Here is a 26,540-nt window from a genome sequence, read left to right as displayed (position 1 = left end):
CCTTTGAGATGACCTCAATAAAATGGAGTGAGCGTTGGAACTGATCATTATTACTTAGGCTATTTTGGAAATTGCTGATACTGATCAAGACCACTGCCACCAGAGTTAAAATGGAGATAATAGATAATTCGCGGAATTTGCTATCGTGCTTCTCCCGATAGGCTTTCACCGCAAAAAAACCAGTCAGAAGAACAAGCAAGCCAGATATCCCAATGGTCACCCAGTTTTGCTGGCTGATCTGACCCAACACATAGTTATAAGAGTAAAATTTCATAAACAACTCCCTTTTTCCAAATGAATTCAAGCTATTATAATAGATTTCACAAGAGATTTCAAGGCATTGTGATCAGAAAATCATTAAAATTTTGTTATAATAAAACTATCAATTATGTCAAGAAAAGGAAACACAATGAAACTCATTTCATGGAATATCGACTCGCTTAATGCTGCATTGACCAGCGATTCAGCACGTGCTAAACTCTCTCAAGAAGTCCTTCAAACCTTGGTAGCTGAAGATGCTGATATCATCGCTATTCAAGAAACCAAGCTATCCGCTAAAGGTCCAACCAAAAAACACCTCGAAATTCTTGAGGAACTCTTTCCTGGCTACGAAAATACCTGGCGTTCTTCTCAAGAGCCAGCTCGCAAAGGCTATGCTGGAACCATGTTCCTCTATAAAAAAGAGCTTACTCTAATTGTGACTTTCCCTGAAATTGGAGCTCCTTCAACCATGGATTTGGAAGGCCGGATCATTACCCTGGAATTTGATGGCTTCTTTGTAACACAAGTCTATACTCCTAATGCCGGTGATGGCCTCAAACGTTTAGCAGAACGTCAAGTCTGGGATGTCAAATATGCGGAGTACTTGGCTGAACTTGATAAGCAAAAACCTGTCCTTGCTACAGGTGACTACAACGTTGCCCACAAGGAAATCGACCTTGCTAATCCAGCCAGCAACCGTCGTTCACCAGGTTTCACAGACGAAGAACGTGCAGGCTTTACCAACCTTCTGGCAACAGGCTTTACAGATACCTTCCGCCACCTCCACGGCGATGTGCCGGAGCGTTACACTTGGTGGGCACAACGCAGTAAAACCTCAAAAATCAACAATACAGGCTGGAGAATCGACTATTGGCTCACAAGTAACCGTGTAGCAGACAAGGTTACCAAGTCAGACATGATTGACTCAGGCGCACGCCAAGACCACACACCGATTGTCTTGGAGATTAAATTATAAGGATTTTCTTTATGAACTACAATGCAGTCATTCCCGAGTTTATGGTATCGAATATAGAACAGTCCCGTTCCTTCTACTGTGATTTACTGGGTTTCACCATCGAATACCAGCGTCTAGAAGAAAAATTTCTCTTCCTGTCTCTTGAAGATTGCCAGCTCATGCTTGAGGAGGGAACAAAAGATGAATTAGCTGAACTAACCTCCCCATTTGGTCGTGGAGTCAATATCTCCTTTGGTATAGAGGACGTCCCTAGGCTCTATCAGAAATTGTTAGAAGCCAACTATCCTATTCATCGCCCATTGACCAAAAGAAAATTTCGTGTTGACGACCATTATATCTATCCTCATGAATTTGCAATTCTGGATCCAGATGGCTATTTTTTAAGATTTAGCGAATAGAAATAGCTACTGCCATCTGGTCCTAAAAAAACGAAGTCCTCGACTTCGTTTTTTTTATTGGTGCATGGCACGATAAACCGTGCGGAATCTAGCTAGTAAAAAGACTTCCAATAAGTAAAAGAGAATCCATCCCCCCACAAGATTGTCCCCAATAGACATCACTTCCTCTGGATTCAACTCAAAATAATAAACAAGGATAAAATGTTTAATAATGATGAATAGTTGAAAAATGAAGGGTTCAAAAAGAAGGGCCACTTGATAGAACGACCGTTTTTGAACAGAGATATCTCCCAGTAAAAAGGCATTTAAAAGCAAGAAAATACTCATGATATAAAACTGTTGGTCAAAAGTAGCTGTTAAATGAAGCCAGTTTATCCAGTAGTTGATGCCATATGCTAGTCCAAAGCCTGTCACCATTGGCAAGAGATAATAACCGATAAATCGATTTGGTAGTGGCTGGTATGATTTTTCTGTCACTGGTATAAACACAAACCGGAAAACCAAAACAATAAATCCCATCCAAAAACAAATCATTAGATTGACAAAGACATCTGGTGTTAGTTTAGCCAAACTACTAAAGAGGAAAGCTAAGACCGCTACTGACACTGGAATGGAGAAATCTAGATGCTGTTTCCATTTTGTACCGACAGACTGTACGGGTCCAGAATTGAGCCATCCATAATAAATAACCAAGACAAAGGGAGATAAAAATGTCGGAAGAATCAAAATAGCAATTAGGAGATACACAAAATAGCGAAATTGACTCCAAAGATTGACCAATCCAGTCTCTTTGATTTTTGGACTCCTTCTTGAATAGTATGTCAACCAAACAGAACGGATACAGTAGAAAAAGGTAAGGAAGGAAATCTGCAACCATGGTTTTTCAACCCTTGTCACAATGCTCATCCCATAAGACAAGGCACTCATAAAAAGTAAGATAAGAGCTAGCAGTGCCTGCTGTCCAACCTCTTCTTTTTTTCTTTTCTGTAACGTTTTTGAACTATTCGGATAACGCAATTGAAGATAGTAGTCCCACATTTCGCTTAGTGCCTGCTCCATATCCTCTGTCATCCACTCATAACCTAAAGCTGAGGATTCAAACGGCTCTAGCATGCTTTTCAATGCTTCTGCATTTGAAATTTTATGGTAATGCTGACTAATTTGTGCAAAGGTATCTAACTTCAAATGAGGTAAGGTATACAATTCCTTCCACTTATCCGGATCATTGATTAAGGATTCTGTTGCCAAAAACTGGGACAACAGCCTTGAAAATTTCATCCATTCTTCAATGGTTTCTCTACTGTTTTCGACCACTTCAGCATCTAGTTTTAAGTCTGTTAAAATCAGATACCACATCTTCAGTTTAGTCAGATAAAACTGTTCTTTCTGTGCCAAACTAAAAGAACTCAATTGATTGATTAAAAAATGGACTACTTTCGGATTCACAATTGCATAGACGTCCAATTCGTCCAGCAACTGAATCAAGAGATAAGGTAAGGATCGATAACGGTTGAAAAACTCTTTCCATTCCCGTAGCAGCTCGTAGTCTGGCGCATCAAGTTGAAGCAACTCCTCTAACTCTTCCTCCATGACTGCTCGATCAAAGTTTTTATATTGATTAAAATCAAGTTCCGAGGTTGACGATGCTTTTGAAGATTCCTCTTGATCCTCTTGCTTTTCAAAAAAGAGCGAAGAAAAGTCTAATGGGCTAGCTAGCTCCCTCTGTTCTTCTACTTTCGTTTGAAATGGTTTAGATGCAGCAAGCTCGTCAAATGGTAAAACACCTTCTTTTTCAAATCTGGTGTCCTTCTTTCCTGGCTTTTCAATCACTTCTTCAGAAGAGCTCGATACTTTTGTTTTTCTCGCATAGACCAAAGCAAGCTGATAGGCTTCCATAATTTGTTGGTATTCTTCTGGATGCTCCTCAGGATGGTACTCTCTGACCAATTCTGCATAACGTTTTCTAATTTCCCTGATATTATTGGTCGGCTCAATTCCTAATATATCCCAAATACTCATATCATTCCTTTATCTTTCGTAATAGCCTCTATCGCCTCTTTCCAACCGATCTAAATAGATTGAAAATTCATCATAAAGTTTTGGTAGATGTGGTAGCGATGCTTTTGCGACTTCTTTCTCAAAGAAGCGGGTTCTTTCCATCAAATTCTCCCGTTCTTCTCCTAAAATCATACTGTACAAACGATCCGCACGTTCTAGAAGGTAACGATAAACCTCTGTTTCCTGTACATTGATCTTATATTTTTCCAACTCAGCTTTTTTCTTGGCAATTTCCTCCTCAGACAAGTTGATACTATCTTGCAAGATGATTTTATTAGAAACTTGACCAGTAGAAAGGACCGTCACCTCGACATCTAAAATTCCATTTAAGTCGTAAGTGAATCGAACATCTGCTGCTTCATAATCTCGGTAGTTTTCAGGAACATCAACCACTAAGCTTCCAAGCAACAAATTTTCTGATGCTCTCATCCGTTCACCCTGATAAATATTAAATCGAAGTTGGGTCTGTCCAAGGCTATGTGCATAGTAGCGTTCTACACGAGAAGAAGGAAGACTTGAATTCCGTTCGATAATCGGTGAGCATTTATCCCCAACAACTTCGACTCCCAAAGAAAATGGACAAATATCAGACAATAGGAGATCTCGGACTTCTCCTTGACGTTCCTTAATACCAGCCACTAAAGCACAACCTTTAGCAATCATCAAATCCGGATCATCTGTAGCCTTTACCGCTTGTCCAATACAAAAGGATAAAAATTCCTGCACCAAACGGAGCTTAGAGGTTCCTCCGACCAAAACAAAATCGTCCGCATTTACATGAGAATGATTCGCATCAAAAAGAGCTCGATCTAGAACTGCTTTTACTCGTGCTAGCAAGGGTTGACTAATTTCATAAAATCTTTTATAGCTAAGAGTCATCTCATATTGAGTGTCCTTGTCAGCAACTAATAATTGCACTTCATCCTGGGCATTCAATTGGAGTTTAGCTTTTTCAGATTCTACTAGCACTTTATAATAGAACTCATTTGAAATATAGTCTTTTTTAAAGCCGTTTACTGTCAAAAATTCTTGGGCAATGACAGCCGTAAAATCTTCTCCACCCAGACGATTATCACCTGCGATCGCAAGAATTTCCACAACATTATCAAAAGATTCAACAACAGAAATATCCAAGGTCCCACCCCCAAAGTCTACAACAATGAAGGCCTGATCTTCCATATTGTTTCCTATCTTTTGGGCCAATGAGGCTGCAGATGGTTCATTGATAATCCGCTCGATGTGGACACCTGCAAATTGTCCAGCTAGTTTAGTCGCATAGCGCTGGGCATCATTGAAATAAGCTGGAACACTAACAATAATTTCTTCAACTTTCTCACCTGTGTAGCGTTCCGTATCTTCAATTAATTTGCGAATCACAAAGGAACTCAATTCTTCTGCTTGATAGGTCCGATCTCCCAGTTGAATGGGATGCTTCGTCCCCATAAAGCGTTTGAATTGTGCTACCGTCTGATCTGGCTTTGTCACAAGACGTTCTTTGGCTAGCTTGCCAACAATCAGTTCGCCGTCATCATCTAGTCCAACTACAGAAGGAGTTAGAAAATCACCAAAAACATTTGGGACCAACTCTACTTTTCCATTTCGAAAAATACCAGCTAATGAATTTGTTGTCCCTAAATCTATTCCTACTATCATGGTACACCTCTACTAACAAACATTAATTCTTTTATTATACAGGAAAAAATGCCTATTTAAAAGTTTGTTCCTAATTAATGATAGTTTTCACTTCTCTTAGGACAGTGCAAAAAAGCCAGACCCCAACCAAAGGGTCCGACTTTTGTTGATCATCTTCAATGAGAAAGCGATCTTATTTTTTCTTCTCAATATGATCTTTGAGATCTTCTTGAGCTTTTTTATTGGATTCTGCTTTTTTCTTCAACCATTCTTCTTTGGCCTTGTTAAAGTCTTTTGTTGTGACAACATCTTTGGACATTTCAAGGTATTTGTAGAAGGTTCCTGTTCCTTTTGTACCAACCCATGAAGCAGCACGGCTGTATGGTACGGTCCGTTGAAGCATTGGAGCACCACCATTTGAAACAGTTGGAAGCGTAATCGAGCTATCTGTCAACCAAGCTTGCGCTGCTGCATATTTTTCATAGCGTTTTCCTTGATCCAACAATTCAGCATCGGCGTCTTTCAACATGTTAGCGTATTGATCCAAACCAACTGTTGCAATGGCTGGATTGTTTGAACCTGCATCAATACCAAGATAGTAGAAGACAGAACCATTTACTGGGCTGATACTTTCGAGGTAAGTCGATGGGTCTTGGTAGTCAGGAGCCCAACCACCGCCTGAGATATCGTAATCTCTCGCAGCCGCTGTATCGCTGAAGTAGGTGATATTTTGGAAATCATCATCCGATACCTTTTGAAGGTCCACAACGACATTGTCTGCACCAAGCGCTGACTCTACAGATTGTTTGAAGGAGCTAGCTTGTTGGACCATGCTGTTGTCCACTTGGCTAACAATGTAGTCCAAATGAATTGGGAATTGAACGCCTTGTTTTTGCAATTCAGCTTTAGCTTTCGCAAATGAAGCCTTAGCTTTTTCTGGGCTGTAAAGGCTCGTTTGACCATCGGCCAGACTCACACCCTTCCATTGATCCCCATAGGTAACCAATTGTTTTTCAACGACCTTACCAAAATCTTCTCCATTGACTTGGACATAAGTTGGTGGCACCAAAGTGCTACGAAGGGTATTTTCAGCCGCATCAGATCCAGATACTTGTGCCGCATATGATTTGCGGTCAAAACCAAAGTTCACCGCTTGACGGAAGTCCTTGTTCAGGATTGCTTTCTTGGTAGAAGCCTTTTGTTCATCCGTTGTTTTGGCAGTATGGTCATACTTTTGACGGTCCAAGTTGAATCCAAGATAGTAGGATGTTCCCAATTGCAAACCGTAGACAATGTTGTCGCCAAAGTTTTTCTTGACACTCTTATAAGTCGAGCTGTTTGGCATAACAGATGCAAAGGAATATTGACCTTTTTCAAAGTTCTTAATGATAGAATCTGGGTTTGATCCATCGTTAAAGGTCAATTTGACATTGTCGATATGAACATTTTTCGCATCGTAATAGTCTTTGTTCTTGACCAATTCAATTTCAGATTTTGAAGTCAAAGATTTCAAGTAGAATGGACCATTGTATAAGATGCTGCTAGGTTTCAACGAACCAAAATCTTTTCCTTGAGATTTCAAGAAATCCGCATTGACTGGGAAAAGAACACCTGAGGTTGTTTTTGAGTTCCAGAAGCTTTCTGGACGGACCAAAGTATATTGAATGGTGTGGTCGTCTAAGGCTTTGACTCCAACTGTGTTAAAGTCTTTGGTTTCCCCTTTTACGTAGGCATCCAAACCTTTGATCGAATTTTGAATCAAGAAGAGACCTTCTGATTTAGACTCAACCGCATGTTTGATCCCTGTAACAAAGTCTTGAGCCGTTACAGCACCATATTCTTCTCCTTCACTCGTATACCATTTGGCATCCTTACGAAGTTTGTAAGTATAGGTTAATCCATCTTCAGAGACAGTCCAATCTTCTGCTAGACTTGGCACAAAGTTTCCGTATTGGTCATTTTCAAGAAGACCATCTACAAGGTTACTTGTGACATCTGAAGTCGTTGTACGAGTTGCAGCGATGTAATCCAAGGTATTTGGATCTGCTGAATAAACGAATGAGTAAGTTGCTTGGTTGCTACTACCTCCGCTACACGCTGCTAAGAGAAAGGCACCTGCAACAGAAACTCCTGCAAGAGCTAACAGTTTTTTTGCTTTCATCACTATCTCCTTATGTTAGATTTTCTACCATTATACACTATTCCTAAAAAAAAACCAAATATATTTTAAAAAAGTTCGTTATTTCTGAATGAATATAATAAGATATAAAGAAAAAGCATCTTGAAATCGATCTCAAAGAAGCCGGATAGGCGAATCTAGGCACCTACCACCAGATCCAACAAAGATATCACCTTTCAATCCTTTTTATAAATATACGTTTCATTACAAAAAAGAACCTCTGCTCTTTCGAGCAGAGGAACTGATTCCTAATCAAAATGATAGAGTTGAGGATACTGGTCACATTCAGGATTTTTGGGGTGGCAGATAGCCCGTCCAAAATAAATCATGGCTTGATGGGCAGCTAGCCATTCGCTCTTTGGCAGAACATCCATAACCCGCTTTTCAACTTCTAATGGCGTCGCTGATTTCTTTACAATATCATGGTGCTTGCAGATCCGCTCCACATGGGTATCGACAGCAAAAGCTGGAATACCAAAACCTACACTCATGACAACATTAGCTGTCTTGCGCCCTACTCCTGCTAGGCTTTCTAACTCTTCACGAGTCTGAGGCACTTGCCCATCAAAGTTATCCAGCAATTGCTGGGCACATTTTTTGAGAAATTTGGCCTTATTTCGATAGAGGCCTAATTTAGAAATATGCTTGGCGATATCGACTTCACTGGCTGCTGCCATGGCTTGTGGGGTTGGAAAAGCCGCAAACAAACCTGGTGTCGCTTTGTTAACAGCCGCGTCTGTCGTCTGAGCTGAGAGCATGACTGCTACTAGTAATTCAAAATGATTACGAAAATCCAGACTTGGCTTGGCATCTGGAAAGAGGGCGATAATTTCTTCAATCACATGACGTGCCCGTTTCTTTGATAAAACCATATTCTCTCCTTTACATTACTAGTCTTTATTATAGCATGAAAGTTCCCTATTTCTGAAAGATTCGGCTTCAGAAAAGGACTCGTCCTTGGACAAGCCTTTTTCGATCAGTCTATAAAATGAGTATGCTTGGTAACCCATTGAGTGACCTTGATATTTAACCAGAACACATAGATTCCAAATGTAATGATGGTAAAGAACCACCATTTGATCCAATTTCCAAATAACTGCATGGCCGTGCCATCAAAGTACTGACGACGACCATCAATCACAGTATGCTTAACCTTCCAGTTATACAGTATGCACATGCCCCAAGGAGCACAAATCCCCAAAGTAAATACTGTAATGAAGGTTGCTAATAAAACATGACCAATATATGAAAATAGGCCTCCATCAAAATACGATTCACGATACATGTTCCATCTCCCTATCTTTTTTTACACCAATCTCTTCAAGAAGGTAATCAGGGTTTGAGCAGAGCGTTCGCCAGCCTCAACGATAAATTCATCAAAAGAAATATTGGCTGCGTGATCGGCCGTATCACTCATAGCGCGAATAACCATGAAAGGACGGCCAGCTGCATGAGCGGCCTGAGCAATAGCTGCTCCTTCCATCTCAACAGCCAAGACTTCTGGGAAATGCTCCCGAATCGTTGCGACTTTTTCTTCACTCGCGATAAAGCTATCTCCTGTTGTAATCAAGCCCACATGCGTGGTTGCAGCTTCTTCTTCCAGAACTTTTTTCATTTCTGATACAAAATAGCGACTGGATTCAAAGTAAAGCGGTTGGCCTGCCATTTGACCGTACTTGTAGCCAAAGGCTGTTACATCCACATCATGATAGGCCAATTTGTCGGCAAGGACGATATCCCCAACAGCCATTCCCGGTGCAACAGCACCTGCAGAACCCGTATTGATAATGGCTTCCACCTTAAAATCGTTGGCCAATACTGCTACACTTATAGCAGACATGACTTTCCCGATACCACTCTCAACCAAGACGACCTCATGGCGACCAATCGATCCTGTATAGTAGACTTTTCCAAGGCGGAGGTGTTTCTCTCCGTTCTGCAAAGCTTCCACTAAGATTTTTAACTCTTGTGGCATGGCCGCAATGATTCCAATTTTCATGTTTTTCTCTCCTTATAACGACTTTACAGTCGCCAAATAGCAATGATCAAGGCAATGAGGAGCACAATGATCCAGAACAAAATCTTATTGAGTTTGGATTGGACCACACTTTGCTTTTGTTCCTCAATGCGACGACTCTTTGTCACTGTGGGCTCTACTTGGATCTGCACAGTATCCTGAGAATAACGCTCTTGCGGACGCTCCATACGACTCTCTCTCATAGGACGTTCATAGCCAAATCCTCTGTGGTCTGTCCGAATAATTTTCGTCTCTTCAGCATCGACCATTTTAGGACCGGTGATGTCCTCACCTCGCCTTGCTCGTTCAATCATTTCATCGGTTAATAAAGGTTTTCCCATCGGATCCTCCTCTATTTATTGGATAATTCCCAGTACTGAATCGCCATAATGGTCTTGGCATCACAGATTTCACCTGAAAAGATCAAATCTTTAGCCTCCTTCAAGGTCACTTCTAATAACTCTAAGGTCTCATCCGCATCTTGTGGACGTGGATTTTCCACCTTTTCCAAGTTGGTCGCAGCATAGAGTTTGATCCGCTCGTTGCAAAATCCAATGGCAGAATAAAAATCATACAACAACTCTAGATCCGCTGTGTAACCAATTTCTTCTTCTAATTCACGCAGAGCAGCTGCTTTAGGATCCGCATTTTCACCCTTTTCCAACTTCCCTGCAGGGATCTCTACTGAAGTCCTCTCGATCGCCTTGCGGTACTGCTTGACCAAAATAGTCTTGCCCTCATCTGTGATCGGTAAAACCGCTACTGCTCCGTTATGGAAGATTAAATCACGCTGCGCTTGACCTTTCCCGTCGGGCAGTTCCACTTGATCTGTCACCACTTGGAAAATCGGTCCTTGGTAAATCTCCTTGCGCTCAATGGTTTTTTCTTCAAATTGCATGAAAATCTCCTATTTATTTTTAGGATGGTGTGGCAAGCGAAGAGCATACTCTTCTTTATTCACTTGACGGCCACGACCGATCGCAATCGCATCTGCTGGCACATCTTTGGTAATGGTGGATCCAGCACCGACTAAGGAATTGTCGCCTAATTCAACTGGTGCAATGATGGTCGAATTTGAACCAACAAAGACATTGTTGCCAATTGTTGTTTTAAACTTGTGTTGCCCATCGTAATTCACCGTGATAGTTCCAGCACCAAAGTTGACGTTGCTACCAACTTCACAGTTGCCAATGTAAGTCAAATGACCTGCTTTGGTATTCTCTCCGATAGACGAACCTTTGACTTCGACAAAGTTTCCAATATGGACATCTTTTGCCAAGCTAGATCCTGGACGAATATGAGCATATGGTCCTACCGTTACGCCATCGGCTACCGTGCTCTCTTCAATCATAGAGTTAGTAATAACGGCACCTGCACCAATTTCACTGTCCACAATATAGGTTCCATTAGTTAAGACGGTTTCAGCCCCAATTTTTGTGTGACCTTTTAGGGTAACATTGGCTTCGATTTGCACTTCTGGTGCGATCTCAACATCGACATCGATATAGGCTGCATCAGGATTGACAAAGCTCACTCCATTGACCATATGAGCTTGGTTAATGCGACGACGCATGATGCCTTCTGCTGTCGCAAGGGCCACGCGGTCGTTAACCCCGAGACTTTCATCAAAGTCTTTGAGGGTATAAGCCCCGACTTTTTCACCTGCCTCTCGGAAAATTCCGATCACATCTGTAATATAGTATTCACCTTGGGCATTGTTGGTATTGATATTTTTCAAAGCTTCAAAGAGGCGCGCATTGTCAAAGACATAAGTCCCTGTATTGATTTCCTTGATTTGTTTTTCAAAATCTGTCGCATCTTTTTGCTCAACAATTCGAAGCACTTCCGCATTGTCATTGCGGACAATCCGACCATAGCCAAATGGATTGGCTGCTTCTGCTGTCAAAATCGTTGCTACATTCTTGTGGTTGATATGGAAGTCGATCAAGTGTTTGAGACTGTCACCTGTAATCAAAGGAGTGTCTCCTGCAATGACGAGGGTATGCCCTTCAAGACCTTTCAAGACTGGCTCTGCCATCATTACCGCATGACCAGTTCCCAATTGTTCGGTTTGTTTGACAAATTCTGTTTGTCCCGCCAAGACTTGCTCTACCAATTCCGCCTTGTGGCCCACAACTGTTACAGTCTTTTCTGGTGAGATGGCTCCAACACTATGGAAGACATGCTCCAACATAGAGATCCCTGCAACCTTGTGAAGAACCTTGGGCAGATCTGATTTCATACGGGTACCTTTCCCCGCTGCTAAAATAATGGCATAATTTGGCATAACATTTCTCTTTTCTGTACAATATCGCTTACATTATACCATTTTTTAGCCCTTTTGGAAAATAAGACCAGATCAAAAAACTCTCCGAAAAGGAGAGCGTGTTCTATAATGGATAAACCTTGCGAAATTCTTCTAAAACTACCTTGCTGTCAGGTGTAAAAACCAGACCTGCTTCTCCAAAGCAGTCTTTGAAAAAGTCTTCATGAACCTGACGCCAATAAGCTAGAGATTTGTCTCCTTCACCTTCCTTATAGGCATGGTCAGCTGACACTTGATGGAAAGGCTGAACAGAAACCTTGGTAATTTCGACAATGCAAACAGCCTGATTTTGACTGTCTAAAATAACATCAAAGGTCCCTTCTTGGGGAAGGGGTTCGTCCTCTAGTGCATAAAGGTCATAAGCTGAAGCTGTTGCTGTTTTTTCGCCTTTAAAGACCAGTTCCGCTAAAAGGTCTGGATCTACTCCAAAAGCCCAGGCGTCTATCTCATCTCCGATAGAGGGGTTGATTTGCTTGTAGGCATTCCACATTTCTTGAGGTGTCATAGGTTCTCCTTTGTAATTTTTTACTTTCTTCTTTTATATGTTTAAGATGATCTGGATGGTCAATTTCTAAATCAAAAATCTCTGAAATAGAGCTGTAATGGAGAATACATTCGATACCCATCTGATTCATTTTTTGTATGAAAGAAGTATTCAGATAGCCTGCTACAGCAAAATCAATCTTGTTCTTCCTTGCTTTATCCTGCATCTGTCTCAACATATCTAACATAATTGGACTTTCCATATCATGCCATTGACTGTTTCTCACAGTCGCAAAAATAAAAGAAGTTAAATCATTCATTCCAACTACAATCTTTGAAATACCCGTTTCCAGTATCCTGTCCAAGTCGAAATAAGCTGATGGTAATTCAATCATCGTGCCGACTTTCCCGGTAAAACCATACTGACGCAATACTGTAATAGCTTGTTTTAATTGTTCGGCATCATTGACAAAAGGAAAAATAACAGACAGATTGGGATTGGTTTGAAAAACTTCTGTAACAACATTTGTCTCAGCCTGAAATTCATCTGGACACGCCAACAAACGCCTGATACCTCTGTATCCAAATAAGGGGTGGCGTTCGTCAAAATACTCTTTAGTTCCGTCTAGACTATTTGCTTCTGCATTTGTTAACTCTGAAAATCGATACCAGACTTCTTCATCTGAGTACAAATGGCAAATAGTGTCTAGATAATCTTTTACAAATTGCTGACAACTTGGTAACAGGATGTTTTGATTGAGCTCTCTCAACAAGTATTCCCCACGAATCAAGCCGACGTGGTGCAATAAATGGGGATAAACTTTTTCAACAATTTTTTCGCCACTAAGAGCTAGTTGATTTTGCATGTTCATTCACCTCGTCTTAAAAGATACAATATCAGATATCATTATACGACACTTTCCTCTAGTTCAAAAGCTTCATAAGGTTCAACTAACTCATATCCTAAAAATTCTGCTACTTTTTTGGAAGCCTCGTTATGAGCATCCCAAAGTGGAAACATATCTCTATTTAAACTCTCTAGAATCATTGCAGCACCAAGCTTTTTGGCAAATCCATTTCCTTGTTCGTTTGGTCTAGTTGCAACTTCCACTTCAACCGCTTCACGGTAAACTAACCCTGAGGAAATCCCAGCAATCACTTCATTATTTTTAAGAATCACAAAGCCAAATCCACCTTTTAAAGCAAAATCCTGGTAGGACTCAAAATCCCCCTGTAAATCTTGTGACCATTCTTCCTCAGAAAGGCAGTTATAAATACGATTATCAATAGGTACAATATTGCAACCTTTCTCTAACTGACTAACTAGATCATTTAGAAATTCAACTTGAAAATTTGCCTTATCTTTAAAAGAATAGCGAGTAAAAGAAATTAACCCAACTTGCCGATGCAGAAAATCTTGCCACTTAGTGTCTTCTGAAATAATAATCTTATAATCTAAACCATATTGCCTAACAAAATCTTCCCAAAATCTGGAATCTAACTCCCCTGCTAGGTATAGAAAATTCCCAATATCATAAAAAATCGTTGTCCTATCACTGTTTCGATAAACAGTCCCGATTTGAGATTTAAGACCATAGAGAACCATACATTTCTTCCATGTTTTAAATAGTTCCATTATCCCTCTATTTTACCTTCCAATTCCTATAACTTGTCAGTTCTAATTCAGGAAATCCTCGTAACTCTGCCTTCACTTTTAATACTAAAGGCGAGGCATTTTCTTCGGTAATCTGCTCAAGAGGAAGCCAAATGGCATTTGCTGAATCATTACTTCCATCAAGAACCTCCTGAGGAAGGGATTTTTGAGAGCGCTCGAAATTGAGCACTACATCATAAAAGGCCATGATATGGTGTACAGCAAAATCTTGCCCTTCTTCTTGAACCAGCACATCATACATCCTAGGATTTGAGTAACTATTAAGTGTATATCCTGTCTCCTCCAGAACTTCTCGCTTGAGGGTTTCTGTCAGCCCTTCCCCTACTTCCTGGCTACCACCCGGTAGATCAAAACGCTGTTGGTAAGGGCCTCTTGTTTTTTCAATGCAGAGCAGTTTCCCCTCTTGAAGACAGACTCCGTATACCCCAAAGTGATTTTTAATTTCCATCAGATTCTCCTATTTCAAACTCCAACCACCATCAATAGTCAGAATCTGTCCCTGCATAGCACTCGCTTTCCCACTAGCCAAAAAGAGACTGACTTCCGCCACTTCCTCTGGCTCAATCCAGCGTTTGATAGGTGTTTCACTGGCTACCCAGTCTGCCAGACCACCTGGCTCAAAGTCTGCCGCGGTCATGCCAGTCTTGACGGCCCCTGGTGCAATGCCAAAGACTTGAATGCCAGCTTCCGCATAATCCAGGGCCAACTGCTTGGTAAAGCCCGCTAGAGCATGCTTGGAGGAAGTATAAGCGTGACCGCCTCCACCAGCTAGACTAGATGCAATGGAGCACATATTGATGATGATACCTCGCTTCTTCTCCAACATTTTAGTCAGATAATGCCGTGTCAGCTCCACCGGAGTCACATAGTTAATCTCAAAAATCTCCTGAATCTCCTGAGCACTTTGCTCCAGAAGCGGTTTGTAATCATCCAAGACTCCTGCTGTATTGCACAAGACCTCTACCTCAGGACACCAGTCGAAAATCAGCGTCAAATCAAGAGTTAAGTCCCGTTGCAAGAAGTGAAAATCACCTGCTAACTGAGGATCCGCTCCCTGGTCCACTCCATAGACCTGGTAGCCCTTTTCTAGAAAGAGGCGAGCTTGAGCCAGACCAATCCCGGAGCTCACGCCTGTAATCAAGACCCGTTTAGTCATGTACTTCCACCCAATCTGTCGCTAGAACATCACAGGGAGTTGGACTCCACATGGAAAAGCCTTCGCCTTCACCAGACACGTTAATGAGGAAATAAGGTGTCACTTCCAGAGCCACCCCATTTTGCTCGATGGTATCAAACAATTGGACATAGTTTTCTGCTCCACCCCATCCTGTTCGTACATATTTTTTCTTGGCCTTTAATCCTGGTAAAATCTCTTCAAATGTCATGGTGTTCTCCTTTGTTATCTATTTAACTTTCTCCCTTTATTATACCAAAAAAAGAGCTTTCCCTATACAAAAAGCCAGAGTTCTTCTACTCTAGCTTTCATCTTTTATTGATGTTCTTCTGAATGGCGATACCCATAGCCAAAATAAATTCCTATCCCAATCAAGAGAGCAACTCCGAAGGCCAGCCAGGTCGATAGAGAATACTGGGTCATAAAGGACACACAGACCACAATCGATAGGATTGGCAAGACCGGAACCAAAGGCGTTTTAAATTCACCAGGTCCAGGAGCCCCGTGTTCCTTGCGCAATTTCAAGAGGGCAAAGGCCAACATAACCAGGTAAGCCAAGGTACAGATATTTAAAAAGGAAGCGATACTAGCTAGCGGAAAAACTCCACCAGCAATGGCAGCCATTACTCCAGCGACCAAGGTCGCATTTTTTGGAATTCTGGTTTTAGGATCGAGCTGTTTCATCGCTTTTGGCAAAAGGCCATCTCGCGCCAAACTGTAAATCATCCGTGAGAGGGCAAAGGTCATCGAAATGCAGACGGTAATCAGGGTCAAAATAGCGACCAGCGATACATAATTCCCTGCCCAGCTGGCTCCTACCTGACGAAGGGCAAAGGCAACCGCATCATCTACATTTAAGTTTTTAAAAGGAACCATGCCGGTCAAAACCAGGGTAACCAAGATATAAAGAACCGTTGTGATCAAAAGACTAAGGACGATGCCGCGAGGAACGTTCTTTTGTGGTTCCTTGATTTCATCGACCGCCATTGAAATGGACTCAAAACCAAGAAAGGCAAAGAACATGAGCGAAGCGCCAGCCATAATCCCTGTTTGACCACCATAAATTTCGCCAAAGCCATAAGGGGCAAAGTTTGCCCAGTTGCCAGGGTTTAGGTGAAAAATCCCGACAAGAATAAACAAGGCAAGAGCTGAGAACTTGAGTAAGACCAGCAAGGAATTGAAGCGTAAGACGGCTTTTGCATTCATAAGGACCAAGGCTGTGACTAGGACCATGACCAAAATAGGTAAGAGATCCACATAAGTTCCTGCAGCTGGATCAAAAGTCCCATTTAAAGCCGTCGGCAGACGCCAGCCAAGATTGGCCAACAACCCCTTGAAATAAGCAGCCCAACCTGAGGCTACCCCTGATACGGCGGTCATGAATTCCATCACAGTCAACCAACCTGCAATCCAGGCTGGAAACTCTCCAAAGATGGTATAGAGGTAACTATAGGCTCCACCAGTTGAAGGGATGCGAGAGGCAAATTCTGCAAAGAAGAGGGCAGATAGGCCGACGCAAAACGCCGCAATCACAATCGAAATGATGAGGGCTGGACCAGCTAAATTTGCCGCTGCAGTCCCCGTAATCGTGAAGATCCCTGTCCCCACCATGGCACCGATTCCTAAAATAATCAAATCCCACAACCGTAAATGGCGGTTTAACCCTGGGTGAACCTGTCCCAAAGCTTTTTTTCGAAATAGATTCATCCCTTTTTCCCCCTTTTATTGTCATCATTCTATCACACTTAGATTGAAAATGGTAGCCTATCTCTGACAGTAGCTTCTCCAACTAATAAAGGAGGGGCACCCCTCCTTAACTGTATTTTAACCTTCTTCAGCCTTCATCTTTTTCAAGGCCCGAATGGTAAACCAATAGTATATAACTAGCCCAAAGATGATGATCACTGTGGGCAGAAGAACCGTCATACCAAGATTCTGAATTCCTTGTGCCAAAGTCCAGCGATGCAAGAATCCCACTACTAAGAAGGACAGAATAGGAAAGATGAAGGCACGAGCAAACTCTTCTTTCCACTGCCACAGGATAAGTCCTGCAGAAGCACCTGTCATCAGGAAAGTATCCCATGGATTCGGTACCGTCAACCAGGCAAAAGCTGGCAAGAAACGGACCCCAACTATTTCACTGATAAAATAGATCCCCAGAACGAGAACGACTACTCCATAAATTGCTTTTTTTGACTTCTCTTCTGCAAAAATAAGGCGACGAAGGAGATAGAAGAGTAGTCCAACGGCCAAAAGCCCTAAAATACCATCCGTTAGATAGACAAGTGGCTTAAGAACCAGGACTGCTTGTGAAGCAAAATCACTTAAGAGGCGATAAAAAATCACAATCCCCGAGATGATTGCCCCATATTTTAGAACAGATCGCGTGGATTCTTTGGGCATATTTTCGATGATTTGGTCTGCCATTTCCTTTGGATCGAGACCAAAATAGTCCTTTGCCGTCAAGCCATCCGCTCCTGCTTGCGAAAAATCTAGCGCTAGATTATAGACCTGCTCTCTCAAAGCCTTCTCCTCATATAAGAAACCGGCGAAATTGAAATAATCCCAGAGGTCTTGGAAATAAGCTTGGTCCTCCTGACGAAAGGTTTGAACCAAAGCCTGCGTTTCTTCATAATAAATAGCTGATGTCATATTGCTTTCCCCTTTCTTTGGAGACGAAATACAAGGAAGAACAGGACTAGCCCTATAAGAGGAAGTAGCCAGCCTATTAAATGAGCAGTTTCCTGATTAACAAGACGAATCCAGCATCCAGTTACAAGGAAAGTCAGCCCCATTACCAGTAGACTCGTCATCAGACGATCTCTACTTCTATAAGCCAAAACCACAAAACCAAGTAGGACTAAAACAGCAAGAGCAATCGCCCAACCATCTGATAAGAAAATACTCCCAATGTGGCCAAAATAGGTCGAAAATAGTCGTACGATGTTCAGAAACACTAGCAGGCTGATCACACTGATAAAAATAGCCCAAGGACGCTTCATTTCTCCATAGCTCTGTTTGGACCAAAGCCACAGGATGAACTGATTGAATACCAAGAAATTAAGTAGAATGACAACATATGTTAAGGGTTGTATTTTCAGTGGCATCATCCAGGTAAAATCCATTAAATAACGCATGCCAACTAAGATCACTCCAAGGATGAAGACGAGTCCCACATAAGATCCTAAAGAACGTTTAGGTAACTCAGCAAACACTTGATCCACCATCGCTCGTGGATCCTTTCCAAAATAATCCACTGCTCGAATGCCTTCTTTCTCAGCAACTTTCAGGTCGCAAACCATATTGTAGAGTTGTTCACCGAGTGCTTCATCATCATAAAAATAGGCCTTGGCCCCAATATAGGCCACCATTTTTTTCATATAGGCTTGATCTTCCTTATTTAGATGCATCAATTCGACTGACATTTTTTCTGTATAATCTTCGATCATTCTTCTCCCTCCTTTTTCACACGTTCGACTTTACTAACCAAATCCTGCCACTGGTCCCAAAATTCCCCTAAACGCTCTTTTCCAGCATCACTGAGTGAAAAATACTTACGATCAGGACCATCTGGAGACGTCCTCATTTCCCCATGAATAATTCCTTGTTTTTCTAATTTTTGAAGTAGGGGATAAATGGTCCCAGCGACAATCTTATCAAATCCCATCTCTTTGAGACTTTGAATCAATTCGTAGCCATAGATGGCCTTTTTGGAAATAATCTCCAGCACACAGCCCTCCAAGACTCCCTTTAGTAATTGGGACTCTTTCATCCTTCTCACCTCTTTCTTCACATATTCACTAGTTTGTTTTGCATACTAGTTTATTCACTATCAGTATACTCTTTCTCAACTAGTATGTAAAGCAAAATAGTAACTTTTTTAAAAAAATTTTATTCCTTAAAAATCCTTTAAAATCAAGGCTTTCACTGTATACTGGTGTGTAAATATACAAAAAAAGTTCAAAAAACACTTTATTTTATAGATTGATTGGAGTATAATAATTAAAATTATTCAAAAGGAGACACGAATATGAAAAAATCGAAGCTTGCTCTTTTAGCAGGTGTCGCCGCGGCTTCAACGCTTTTCCTTGCTGCATGTGGCTCATCTTCTAATGCGTCAAAAGGGACTACCTACAACTACGTGTATGGTACAGACCCTGATTCCTTGAACTATTTGACTTCAAATCGTTCAACTACAAGCGACATTACTACCAACTTGGTCGATGGTTTGTTTGAAAACGACCAATACGGTAACCTAGTGCCTGCTCTTGCTGAGGACTGGTCTGTTTCAAAAGACGGTCTGACTTATACCTACAAGCTTCGAAAAGACGCGAAGTGGTATGATTCAGAAGGAAATGAATACGCTGACGTCACTGCAAAAGATTTCGTGACATCTCTGAAATATGTAGCAGATAAAAAATCTGATGCTCTTTACTTGGTTCAAAACTCAGTCAAAGGCTTGGATGACTATGTAAATGGGAAAACCAAAGACTTCTCAACTGTTGGGGTCAAAGCTGTTGACGATCATACTCTTCAATATACTTTGAACCAACCCGAATCTTTCTGGAATTCTAAATTAACCACTTCTACCATGATGCCAGTTAATGAAAAATTCTTGGAATCAGCTGGGAAAGACTTTGGTAGCGTGAAACCAAATGGGATCCTCTACAACGGGGCCTACATTTTGAAGTCCTTCACTTCAAAATCACAAATCGAGTTGGAAAAGAACCCTGAATACTACGACAAGAAAAATGTTCACATCGATACCGTTAAATTAACTTACTTCGATGGCTCCGACCAAGACTACCTTGCTCGTAACTTCTCAGATGGGAACCTATCTACTGCTCGTCTCTTCCCAACAAGCTCAACCTACAGTACGATTGAGAAGAAATTCAAGGATAACATCGTTTATTCCCCACAAGATTCTACTGTTTACTACGCTTACTTCAACGTCAACCGTCAAAACTACGGCCATACGAAGAAGACATCTGATGAGCAAAAGAACAACACGAAGACAGCCCTTCAAAACAAAAACTTCCGTCAAGCTTTGAACTTTGCTTTAGACAGAACTTCCTACAGCGCTCAAGTTAACGGGAAAGACGGAGCGTCAAAAACTCTACGTACCCTTCTAGTTCCACCGACATTTGTGCAAGCAGACGGGAAAGACTTCGGTACTCTCGTTGAAGAAAAACTTGCCGCAACAGGAGATGAGTGGAAAGGTGTTAGCTTCGCAGATGCTCAAGATAGCTTGCATAATGCGGACAAAGCCAAAGCGGAACTTGAAAAAGCGAAGGCTGAATTGCAATCACAAGGTGTTCAATTCCCAATCCATATCGACTATGTCGTAGACCAATCTTCTAATGCTCTTGTCCAACAAGCAGACTCTATGAAGAGCTCAATCGAAGCAGCTCTTGGTAAAGACAATGTCGTGATAGATGTACAAAAATTGTCTACAGACGATGCAGATAACGCTACTTACTTTGCCCAATCACCAGAGCAAAAAGACTTTGATATGGATATCACTGGTTGGGGACCTGACTTCCAAGACCCATCTACTTACTTGGATATCTTGAACCCAACAGATGGTTCAACCTTGACTGGTATGGGACTTGATCCTAAGAAAGACCAAGCGCTCATCGAAAAAATTGGTTTGAACCAATACAAAGAATTGTTGGATGCTGCCAATGCTGAAAAATTGGATACCAATGCACGTTATGAAAAATACGCTGCTGCCCAAGCTTGGTTGACAGAAAACGCCATTGTTCTTCCAATCTACTCTAAGGGTGGAGTTCCATCTATCACCAAGGTGACGCCATTCTCAGCAGCAAATTCTGCAATTGGTATTAAAGGTGAAACAAGCTTCTTCAAATACCAAAAAGTGCAAGACAAGACAGTCACAACGGCTGACTACGAAAAAGCTTATAAGAATTGGTTGAAAGAAAAAGAAGAATCAAACAAAAAAGCGCAAGAAGAACTTGCAAAACACGTGAAATAATCACGATAAAAACACCGAGGATCAAATCCTCGGTGTTTTTGATTAAGGAAAAACCTATCCTTGAAACTTTCCTTAGGTGAGTACGGACGTTAGGTGAAATTATCCAGTGGATGATTTCAGCAATCCAGGAAGTCCCATAACTTAGTTTTGGACCTAAGGTTCCAAAACTCCCGAGTGCTAGAAATACTAGTATTTCTAGCACTTTTCTCACGGCGGAAAGTTTCGGTATTTGTTTAAATAAGCTTAATAATTTAGATTATTATAATTCTTTCTGCAACACTTAGCTTGTTCTAAGTAAAAAAACAGTTTGTCTATTTATTGGATTTTTCATTTCTCAATCTTTTATAGACTCAGCGCTACCTCACGACAATCTTCCGATAACTTCTAGAAGTCAGAAGAAAGACGAGGACATAGGAGATGAAAAAGACAGCGCAGATTGCTAAGGTTGTTTGAAGGACCAAGCCCGCATTGCTCGCTCCTAAGAGAGCAACGATTTTTGCAATCATCTTATAGGCCACTCCTAGGTAGAGGAAGGAGAAGAATAGAGGAAGGAAAAAGACGGTGAGAATCTGTTTGCGAATGGTGGTGGCCGTTTGCTTTTGGTCCAATCCTACTTGTTGCATGATCACAAAATTTTCCCGGTCCTCATAGCCCTCTGAAATCTGTTTGTAGTAAATGACGAGAACCGTAGCCAATAGAAAGATCACAGATAGGAAAACACCAATAAAGAGGATTGTCCCTGCTGATTCACGCCAATCTTTCTCTATACTATATCGATCATAGCCACTAAAATAAGTCGCACCATATTGACTCATTTTGTCTGTCGAATGAAGCTCTTTGATAACGCCAGCAAGGAAAGCACTATTTTCTTTATCTTTGGCAGTAATAGAGAATTCCAAATTTTTATCCATTTTTAGTCCCAATTGACTCAAGTCAGGGAGGACAAGGTACAAGCCCATTTGATGTTGAAACAGGGCGTCTTGAGGAATTTTTCCTTGGATAAAATTGGAATCTAGTTTTTCTTTAATCGTGAAGGTCTTCCCATTGATTTCTAACTGCGCGTCTAATTTCCCAGGATAGTGATACCCATAAGCTAAGATTTCATTTTCCCCAAGCTCAACTTTTTGACCCGTCAATTGTTCATAGGTCGCCTGATCAAAAAAGTAGACGGTTCCTTCTGTCTTCAATTCCTGATCAGTTTCTGGAGTGAACTGGTCATTCACCTCTAAGACCTTTCCATCAATCTTTCGAATTTCAGCCGACCAGTATGTTGTCTGTGCCACCTGATAATCTGACAGATTTGTCGCATCGGCTGTTTTCTGAATAATAGCTTGAACATCTTCAACAACCGGTTCTGTTTCAGCTTCTGAAGTCATATGCCCCACACTAATATTGTAGTCCGAAGGGTACATAGTATCTAGGTAATTCTGCCCTCCAATAAAGAGATTGAGCGACCCTGTTAAGGTGACCAAGACCATGGTGGAAAGAATACTAATGGTCGCAAGGCCCGCTGCATTTTTTCGCATCCGTGCTATTAAGTTAGAGACGGATATAAAATTCTCCGGCTTGTAATAGTAGGATTTCCGACCTTTGAGCATTCTTAAGAAGGTAATGGATCCTGCGTTAAATAAGAGATAGGTCGCTAGAATGACCAAGATGACGGCAATAAAGAATCCTTGAACCGCCGCAACCGGACGCTCTGCGGTTAGCGCCAGATAGAAAGCAATTCCTAAGAGCCCTAGTCCTAAAAGAGTTTGGACTAACAAGAAGCGTCCCTTCTTCTCTCCTGCCTTCTTTTGTTGCATGAGGTTTAGGGAACTGTAGCGCAAGAGGCGGATAGAATTCAGCAAAAGAATGAGGCCAAAAGCAATAGCTAATCCTAACAAAGTCTTAAACACAGCCCCTATCTGGAAGGTTGATTGAATGACAACTGGAAGCCCCATACATTTTAAGAGGAGGGCAAAAATCAAGCGATCAAACAAGAGTCCCAAGCCCAGTCCCGCGCCAACCGTGAGGATATAGAAGAAAAGCAATTCCCATAAGGTCATGACGAGGAGGTGCTTCTTCTCCATCCCCAAAACACTGTACAAGCCCAGTTCTTTGGAACGATTTTTCATGACATAGCCATTGGCATAAGCCACTAAAATGACGACGACCAGCTGGACAACGAAACTTCCAAAACCAAGGACAGCTCTTGCCGTTCGTCCTCCGTAAGAAGCTTCTAAATGAGGGGTCGTTGCCAGGGCGATAAAGCTATAGAGGATCATGGTCGTTAAAATGACGGCCAAGGCAAAGGGGTAATAGAGCTTGCGATTTTGTTTGAGGTTAGAAAGAGCTAATTTACTTGATAATTTAAACATCGCTATCCTCCTTACCCGCCATGACCGTCAAGGTATCTGAGATTTCTTGGAACATCTGACGCTCAGTTTTTTCTCCGCGGAAGATCTGGTTGTAAAGAATTCCGTCCTTGATAAAGAGCACGCGCTTGGCCCGAGCTGCCGCTGCGGTTGAGTGGGTCACCATGAGAATGGTTTGGCCCATGCTATTGATATCTTCAAAGACATCTAGTAACGCCGCCGAAGACTTGGAATCCAGCGCCCCTGTTGGCTCATCAGCAAGAAGGATTTCAGGTGAGGTGATAATAGCCCGTGCTACAGCCACCCGTTGTTTTTGCCCACCAGAGATTTCGTAAGGGTATTTTTCAAGAAGCTGGTGAATGCCCAATTCCCGACTGACGCTATCCACCTTGCTCATCATTTCCTTGACGGGTCTCCGTGATAGGACTAGAGGCAAGAGAATATTGTCCTTGACAGACAGGGTATCGAGCAAGTTGAAATCTTGAAAGACAAAGCCCAGTTTTTCGCGACGGAAGCTGGAGGCATCCTTGTTCTTGATGGTTGAGGTGTCGGTGCCATTGAGGTAGACCCGTCCTTCCGTCGGCTGGTCCAGCATGGCCAGGATATTGAGGAGGGTCGATTTCCCGGATCCTGATTCCCCCATAATGGCGACGTACTCCCCTTTTTCCACGGTAAAATGAATGTCTTTCAAGGCTTCGACTTGCGTGCCTTGAAAGCGGGTTTTGTAGATTTTTTTGATGTGTTGAACGTCTAGTAGGGTCATGGTCTATTCCTTTCTAGCTCGATATAAGCTTCAATCGTTTTTTACAAATCTATTGTACTAAAACTGAAACGCTTTCACCATAACATAACCTTACATTTTACCCTTGCAATCTTACATTTTTGTAAGAAAGCAAAAATAGAGGCTGGGACAAAAGTCCTAGCCTCTTCTTGTTTTTGGATTGTCGAGTAAGACGCAGTGGTTGAGTGGGCTCTACTACGCTAATTTCATCAGCTTTTACAGCCCTACTCAACTGTGCGGAGGTGGGACAACGAAATCGAATTCTAACGAATGACCGATTTCTGTCCCACTCTCTATTTTCATTTATGAATTATTCATCATCTGAAGATGAAGAAGTATATGGTGAAATTGCTTGATAAGCACTTTCAATAGCTTGTTTAGCAATATCACGAGCACTCTTTAATTGTTGTGCAACTTGAGCACGAGGTTGCTCAGGAATAACTGTATCATCAGAACCAAGGGATGAAAGTGAGTCGTTAAAAGCTTTTCTTGAACTTTCCATAGCTTGGATAGCTGGGTCTACTTGATTATTATAGGCCTCTTTTCCAGCAGCTGGAATCTTATCACCAATTTCTTTGACATATTTTGTGTAGTTATCGAGCATTTTTCCATAAATGGTTTTCATATCACCAAGTGTTTTGGCGTTATCGATTTCTTCATCTGTTACCAAGACGATTTCTGGAACATCAACAGAAGATTTTGATGTTTTTGAGGAACTGCTTGATTTGCTTTCTGAAGTAGATGATTTTTCTACTTTGCTAGAAGATGCCTTCGCTTCTTTGTTAGAAGATTCTGAAGCAGTTTTACCAGAACATGCTGCCAATGTTGCAACTGACAAGAGAGCCACACCGGCTGTAAGAAGTTTTTTCATCGTTATTCTCCTATAAATAAAGTTTGAATATATTTTAAATGATTTCCCTTTTATTGTCAAATGTTTTCTGTTTTTAAATACTTTTACAACGGCATTTATTACTATCTTTTAACATATTTTCTTTCCTAAATATCTTTTTATAATTTGGTTTTTTATTCATTTTATGAATAAATGAAAACCAGAAAACAATCATTTTCTGGTCTATTCTTCCTTCTTACTGATGAAGGATTTGAGTAAATGCTTCTTGAAGTTCCTTGTTGTCCGTTGGTTTTAGATACATCTTTCCACCATTGGTCGTTGGAGAGTGAAAGACAATGGCTTCTCCTGTATCTGTAATGGCAAAGAAATAACTATGCACATCTGGATACTTGTCCCAATTGCTATAGCGTTCTACGATTCGGTATTTTGCATTTCCTTGGCCAGTATCTGTATAAATAGCATCCATCTTGCTATTGTCCCCTAGAGTATAGAGGTTGTCTGGTCCTACATCACCGCCAGCGATGCCTTTTTGGTAGTTGGGCTGCCCCATCTTCTCACCCCAAGTCTTCATAAATTCTGCTAATTTTGCTGATTTTTCAGCATTCCATGGCGTTTTCTCCTGGCTTTGGGTATCGCCTCCTGATGGTGTGCTTTCAAAGGTTTGCCAGTCAAAACTCTTGAGGTCCAGTTTATCCTCATCCGATTTTCCAAAAAGGGCATTCAGATCTGAACCAGGTACCTGAACTTCTTCTTCCTGGACTTTTGTCGCGGCTTGAGGTGTCTTTTCTATTCGTGAAAGCACGGCTACACCACGGCCAGTTCCCGACAACCAGCTGACTTCCAGGACATCTCCTCCCTTATAGAGGGTTGTCGCATTGCGCGCTCCTCCGTGTCCAGCGACGAAACCTTCTGCAAGCAAGGTCGGCTTTTGGTCCTTGAGGTAGTAGATTCCTATCGCAAAGTAGCTCCCATCGGTTTGCTGGTTGGCGATGATCATCTCATCTACCCCATCGCTATTTAAGTCCTTAAAGGCATAGCGAACAGCTGCTGGCTGATTGATGACAGTCTCGATCACCCAGCTATTGATCATCCGATCTTCTTTGGCTAATGCATCATTCAATTTGGAAATGGCATCCAAATCCTTTGAAGTGGCAAAAATCTTTTGGTAGTCTGAAAAAACAGACTGGTATAATTGTTTGTTGTCTGCTTTTTTCGCTTGTTTTTTAGCTGCTGTCTGGCTGGTTGCAACCTCTTTTTTAGGACTGGACTGGCGCTGGTATCTTTGGTAACATCCTGTTAACAAGACCATACTTGAAGCCACTAATCCCAACTGGATCCAATGTTTTCTTTTCATCTGATCTCCTTTAGTCTCCCGTGT

The 26,540-nt window shown here is 41.6% G+C and carries 27 protein-coding genes; 3 read left to right on the top strand and 24 right to left on the bottom strand.

Annotated elements, in window-relative coordinates:
* The coding region (locus AB5Y61_RS08130) for a DUF3290 family protein (RefSeq protein ID WP_368403809.1) at positions 1–274 on the bottom strand (274 nt) is incomplete at its 3' end.
* Between the two features lie 135 nt (positions 275–409).
* Here AB5Y61_RS08130 and AB5Y61_RS08125 point away from each other — a divergent pair.
* Both AB5Y61_RS08125 and AB5Y61_RS08120 read left to right on the top strand, forming a co-directional pair.
* Positions 410–1,237, top strand: coding sequence for an exodeoxyribonuclease III (locus AB5Y61_RS08125; protein WP_368403808.1), 828 nt, complete (start codon positions 410–412; stop codon positions 1,235–1,237).
* Between the two features lie 11 nt (positions 1,238–1,248).
* Complete coding sequence (locus tag AB5Y61_RS08120; RefSeq protein WP_368403807.1) at positions 1,249–1,635, top strand: bleomycin resistance protein; 387 nt, start codon at positions 1,249–1,251, stop codon at positions 1,633–1,635.
* Between the two features lie 54 nt (positions 1,636–1,689).
* On the opposite strand, the gene AB5Y61_RS08115 is transcribed toward AB5Y61_RS08120, so the two are convergent.
* The 19 genes from AB5Y61_RS08115 to AB5Y61_RS08025 form a co-directional block, all read right to left on the bottom strand.
* Complete coding sequence (locus AB5Y61_RS08115; protein WP_368403806.1) at positions 1,690–3,654, bottom strand: DnaJ domain-containing protein; 1,965 nt, start codon at positions 3,652–3,654, stop codon at positions 1,690–1,692.
* 9 nt (positions 3,655–3,663) lie between these two features.
* A complete protein-coding gene (locus AB5Y61_RS08110; RefSeq protein ID WP_368403805.1) occupies positions 3,664–5,346 on the bottom strand; it encodes an Hsp70 family protein in 1,683 nt (560 codons plus the stop codon).
* A 172-nt stretch (positions 5,347–5,518) separates the two neighbouring features.
* Positions 5,519–7,486, bottom strand: a complete 1,968-nt coding sequence (locus AB5Y61_RS08105; RefSeq protein ID WP_368403804.1) for a peptide ABC transporter substrate-binding protein — start codon at positions 7,484–7,486, stop codon at positions 5,519–5,521.
* 266 nt (positions 7,487–7,752) lie between these two features.
* The gene (nth, locus tag AB5Y61_RS08100; RefSeq protein WP_368403803.1) at positions 7,753–8,376 is read right to left on the bottom strand and encodes an endonuclease III; all 624 of its coding nucleotides are present in this window, start codon (positions 8,374–8,376) and stop codon (positions 7,753–7,755) included.
* Between the two features lie 104 nt (positions 8,377–8,480).
* On the bottom strand, positions 8,481–8,789 hold the full coding sequence (locus AB5Y61_RS08095) for a hypothetical protein (protein ID WP_049486392.1): 309 nt from the start codon (positions 8,787–8,789) through the stop codon (positions 8,481–8,483).
* Positions 8,790–8,810: 21 nt separating this feature from the next.
* Entirely contained in the window at positions 8,811–9,503 is a 693-nt protein-coding gene (locus tag AB5Y61_RS08090) for a 5'-methylthioadenosine/adenosylhomocysteine nucleosidase (RefSeq protein WP_049486391.1), read from the bottom strand.
* 23 nt (positions 9,504–9,526) lie between these two features.
* Positions 9,527–9,862, bottom strand: a complete 336-nt coding sequence (gene macP, locus AB5Y61_RS08085; protein ID WP_049486390.1) for a cell wall synthase accessory phosphoprotein MacP — start codon at positions 9,860–9,862, stop codon at positions 9,527–9,529.
* 11 nt (positions 9,863–9,873) lie between these two features.
* On the bottom strand, positions 9,874–10,419 hold the full coding sequence (locus AB5Y61_RS08080; protein WP_368403802.1) for an NUDIX hydrolase: 546 nt from the start codon (positions 10,417–10,419) through the stop codon (positions 9,874–9,876).
* A gap of 9 nt (positions 10,420–10,428) precedes the next feature.
* Positions 10,429–11,808, bottom strand: a complete 1,380-nt coding sequence (glmU, locus tag AB5Y61_RS08075) for a bifunctional UDP-N-acetylglucosamine diphosphorylase/glucosamine-1-phosphate N-acetyltransferase GlmU (RefSeq protein WP_368403801.1) — start codon at positions 11,806–11,808, stop codon at positions 10,429–10,431.
* A gap of 103 nt (positions 11,809–11,911) precedes the next feature.
* A complete protein-coding gene (locus tag AB5Y61_RS08070) occupies positions 11,912–12,352 on the bottom strand; it encodes an ASCH domain-containing protein (RefSeq protein ID WP_368403800.1) in 441 nt (146 codons plus the stop codon).
* The gene (locus AB5Y61_RS08065; protein ID WP_368403799.1) at positions 12,294–13,196 is read right to left on the bottom strand and encodes a putative PEP-binding protein; all 903 of its coding nucleotides are present in this window, start codon (positions 13,194–13,196) and stop codon (positions 12,294–12,296) included. The genes AB5Y61_RS08070 and AB5Y61_RS08065 overlap by 59 nt, the downstream gene beginning before the upstream one ends.
* A gap of 41 nt (positions 13,197–13,237) precedes the next feature.
* On the bottom strand, positions 13,238–13,966 hold the full coding sequence (locus AB5Y61_RS08060; protein ID WP_368403798.1) for a GNAT family N-acetyltransferase: 729 nt from the start codon (positions 13,964–13,966) through the stop codon (positions 13,238–13,240).
* A gap of 7 nt (positions 13,967–13,973) precedes the next feature.
* On the bottom strand, positions 13,974–14,453 hold the full coding sequence (locus AB5Y61_RS08055) for an NUDIX hydrolase (RefSeq protein WP_368403796.1): 480 nt from the start codon (positions 14,451–14,453) through the stop codon (positions 13,974–13,976).
* 9 nt (positions 14,454–14,462) lie between these two features.
* A complete protein-coding gene (locus AB5Y61_RS08050; protein ID WP_368403795.1) occupies positions 14,463–15,161 on the bottom strand; it encodes a 3-oxoacyl-ACP reductase in 699 nt (232 codons plus the stop codon).
* A complete protein-coding gene (locus tag AB5Y61_RS08045; RefSeq protein ID WP_000141913.1) occupies positions 15,154–15,390 on the bottom strand; it encodes a DUF2829 domain-containing protein in 237 nt (78 codons plus the stop codon). The genes AB5Y61_RS08050 and AB5Y61_RS08045 overlap by 8 nt, the downstream gene beginning before the upstream one ends.
* 104 nt (positions 15,391–15,494) lie before the next feature.
* A complete protein-coding gene (locus AB5Y61_RS08040) occupies positions 15,495–16,886 on the bottom strand; it encodes an APC family permease (protein WP_368403794.1) in 1,392 nt (463 codons plus the stop codon).
* A gap of 117 nt (positions 16,887–17,003) precedes the next feature.
* Positions 17,004–17,831, bottom strand: a complete 828-nt coding sequence (locus AB5Y61_RS08035) for a hypothetical protein (protein ID WP_368403793.1) — start codon at positions 17,829–17,831, stop codon at positions 17,004–17,006.
* A complete protein-coding gene (locus AB5Y61_RS08030) occupies positions 17,828–18,628 on the bottom strand; it encodes a hypothetical protein (protein WP_368403792.1) in 801 nt (266 codons plus the stop codon). Before AB5Y61_RS08030 ends, AB5Y61_RS08035 begins: the two co-directional genes overlap by 4 nt.
* Positions 18,625–18,951 carry a PadR family transcriptional regulator gene (locus AB5Y61_RS08025; RefSeq protein ID WP_368403791.1) on the bottom strand — a complete coding sequence of 109 codons (327 nt, stop codon included), beginning with the start codon at positions 18,949–18,951 and terminating at the stop codon, positions 18,625–18,627. Before AB5Y61_RS08025 ends, AB5Y61_RS08030 begins: the two co-directional genes overlap by 4 nt.
* 258 nt (positions 18,952–19,209) lie before the next feature.
* Here AB5Y61_RS08025 and AB5Y61_RS08020 point away from each other — a divergent pair, with 258 nt between their 5' ends.
* Positions 19,210–21,174, top strand: a complete 1,965-nt coding sequence (locus AB5Y61_RS08020; RefSeq protein WP_368403790.1) for a peptide ABC transporter substrate-binding protein — start codon at positions 19,210–19,212, stop codon at positions 21,172–21,174.
* A gap of 356 nt (positions 21,175–21,530) precedes the next feature.
* Here AB5Y61_RS08020 and AB5Y61_RS08015 read toward each other — a convergent pair whose 3' ends face one another.
* The 4 genes from AB5Y61_RS08015 to AB5Y61_RS08000 form a co-directional block, all read right to left on the bottom strand.
* Positions 21,531–23,534: an FtsX-like permease family protein gene (locus AB5Y61_RS08015; RefSeq protein WP_368403789.1), complete on the bottom strand. Its 2,004-nt coding sequence runs from the start codon at positions 23,532–23,534 to the stop codon at positions 21,531–21,533.
* On the bottom strand, positions 23,527–24,294 hold the full coding sequence (locus AB5Y61_RS08010; RefSeq protein WP_014713035.1) for an ABC transporter ATP-binding protein: 768 nt from the start codon (positions 24,292–24,294) through the stop codon (positions 23,527–23,529). Before AB5Y61_RS08010 ends, AB5Y61_RS08015 begins: the two co-directional genes overlap by 8 nt.
* A gap of 328 nt (positions 24,295–24,622) precedes the next feature.
* The gene (locus AB5Y61_RS08005) at positions 24,623–25,183 is read right to left on the bottom strand and encodes a hypothetical protein (RefSeq protein ID WP_368403788.1); all 561 of its coding nucleotides are present in this window, start codon (positions 25,181–25,183) and stop codon (positions 24,623–24,625) included.
* A 214-nt stretch (positions 25,184–25,397) separates the two neighbouring features.
* Positions 25,398–26,516: a DUF4767 domain-containing protein gene (locus AB5Y61_RS08000; RefSeq protein WP_368403787.1), complete on the bottom strand. Its 1,119-nt coding sequence runs from the start codon at positions 26,514–26,516 to the stop codon at positions 25,398–25,400.
* Positions 26,517–26,540: the final 24 nt, after the last annotated feature.

Source organism: Streptococcus parasanguinis (assembly GCF_040908565.1).
In the GTDB taxonomy this organism is placed as follows: domain Bacteria; phylum Bacillota; class Bacilli; order Lactobacillales; family Streptococcaceae; genus Streptococcus; species Streptococcus parasanguinis_AC.
This window is presented reverse-complemented; position numbering and strand designations above follow the sequence as displayed.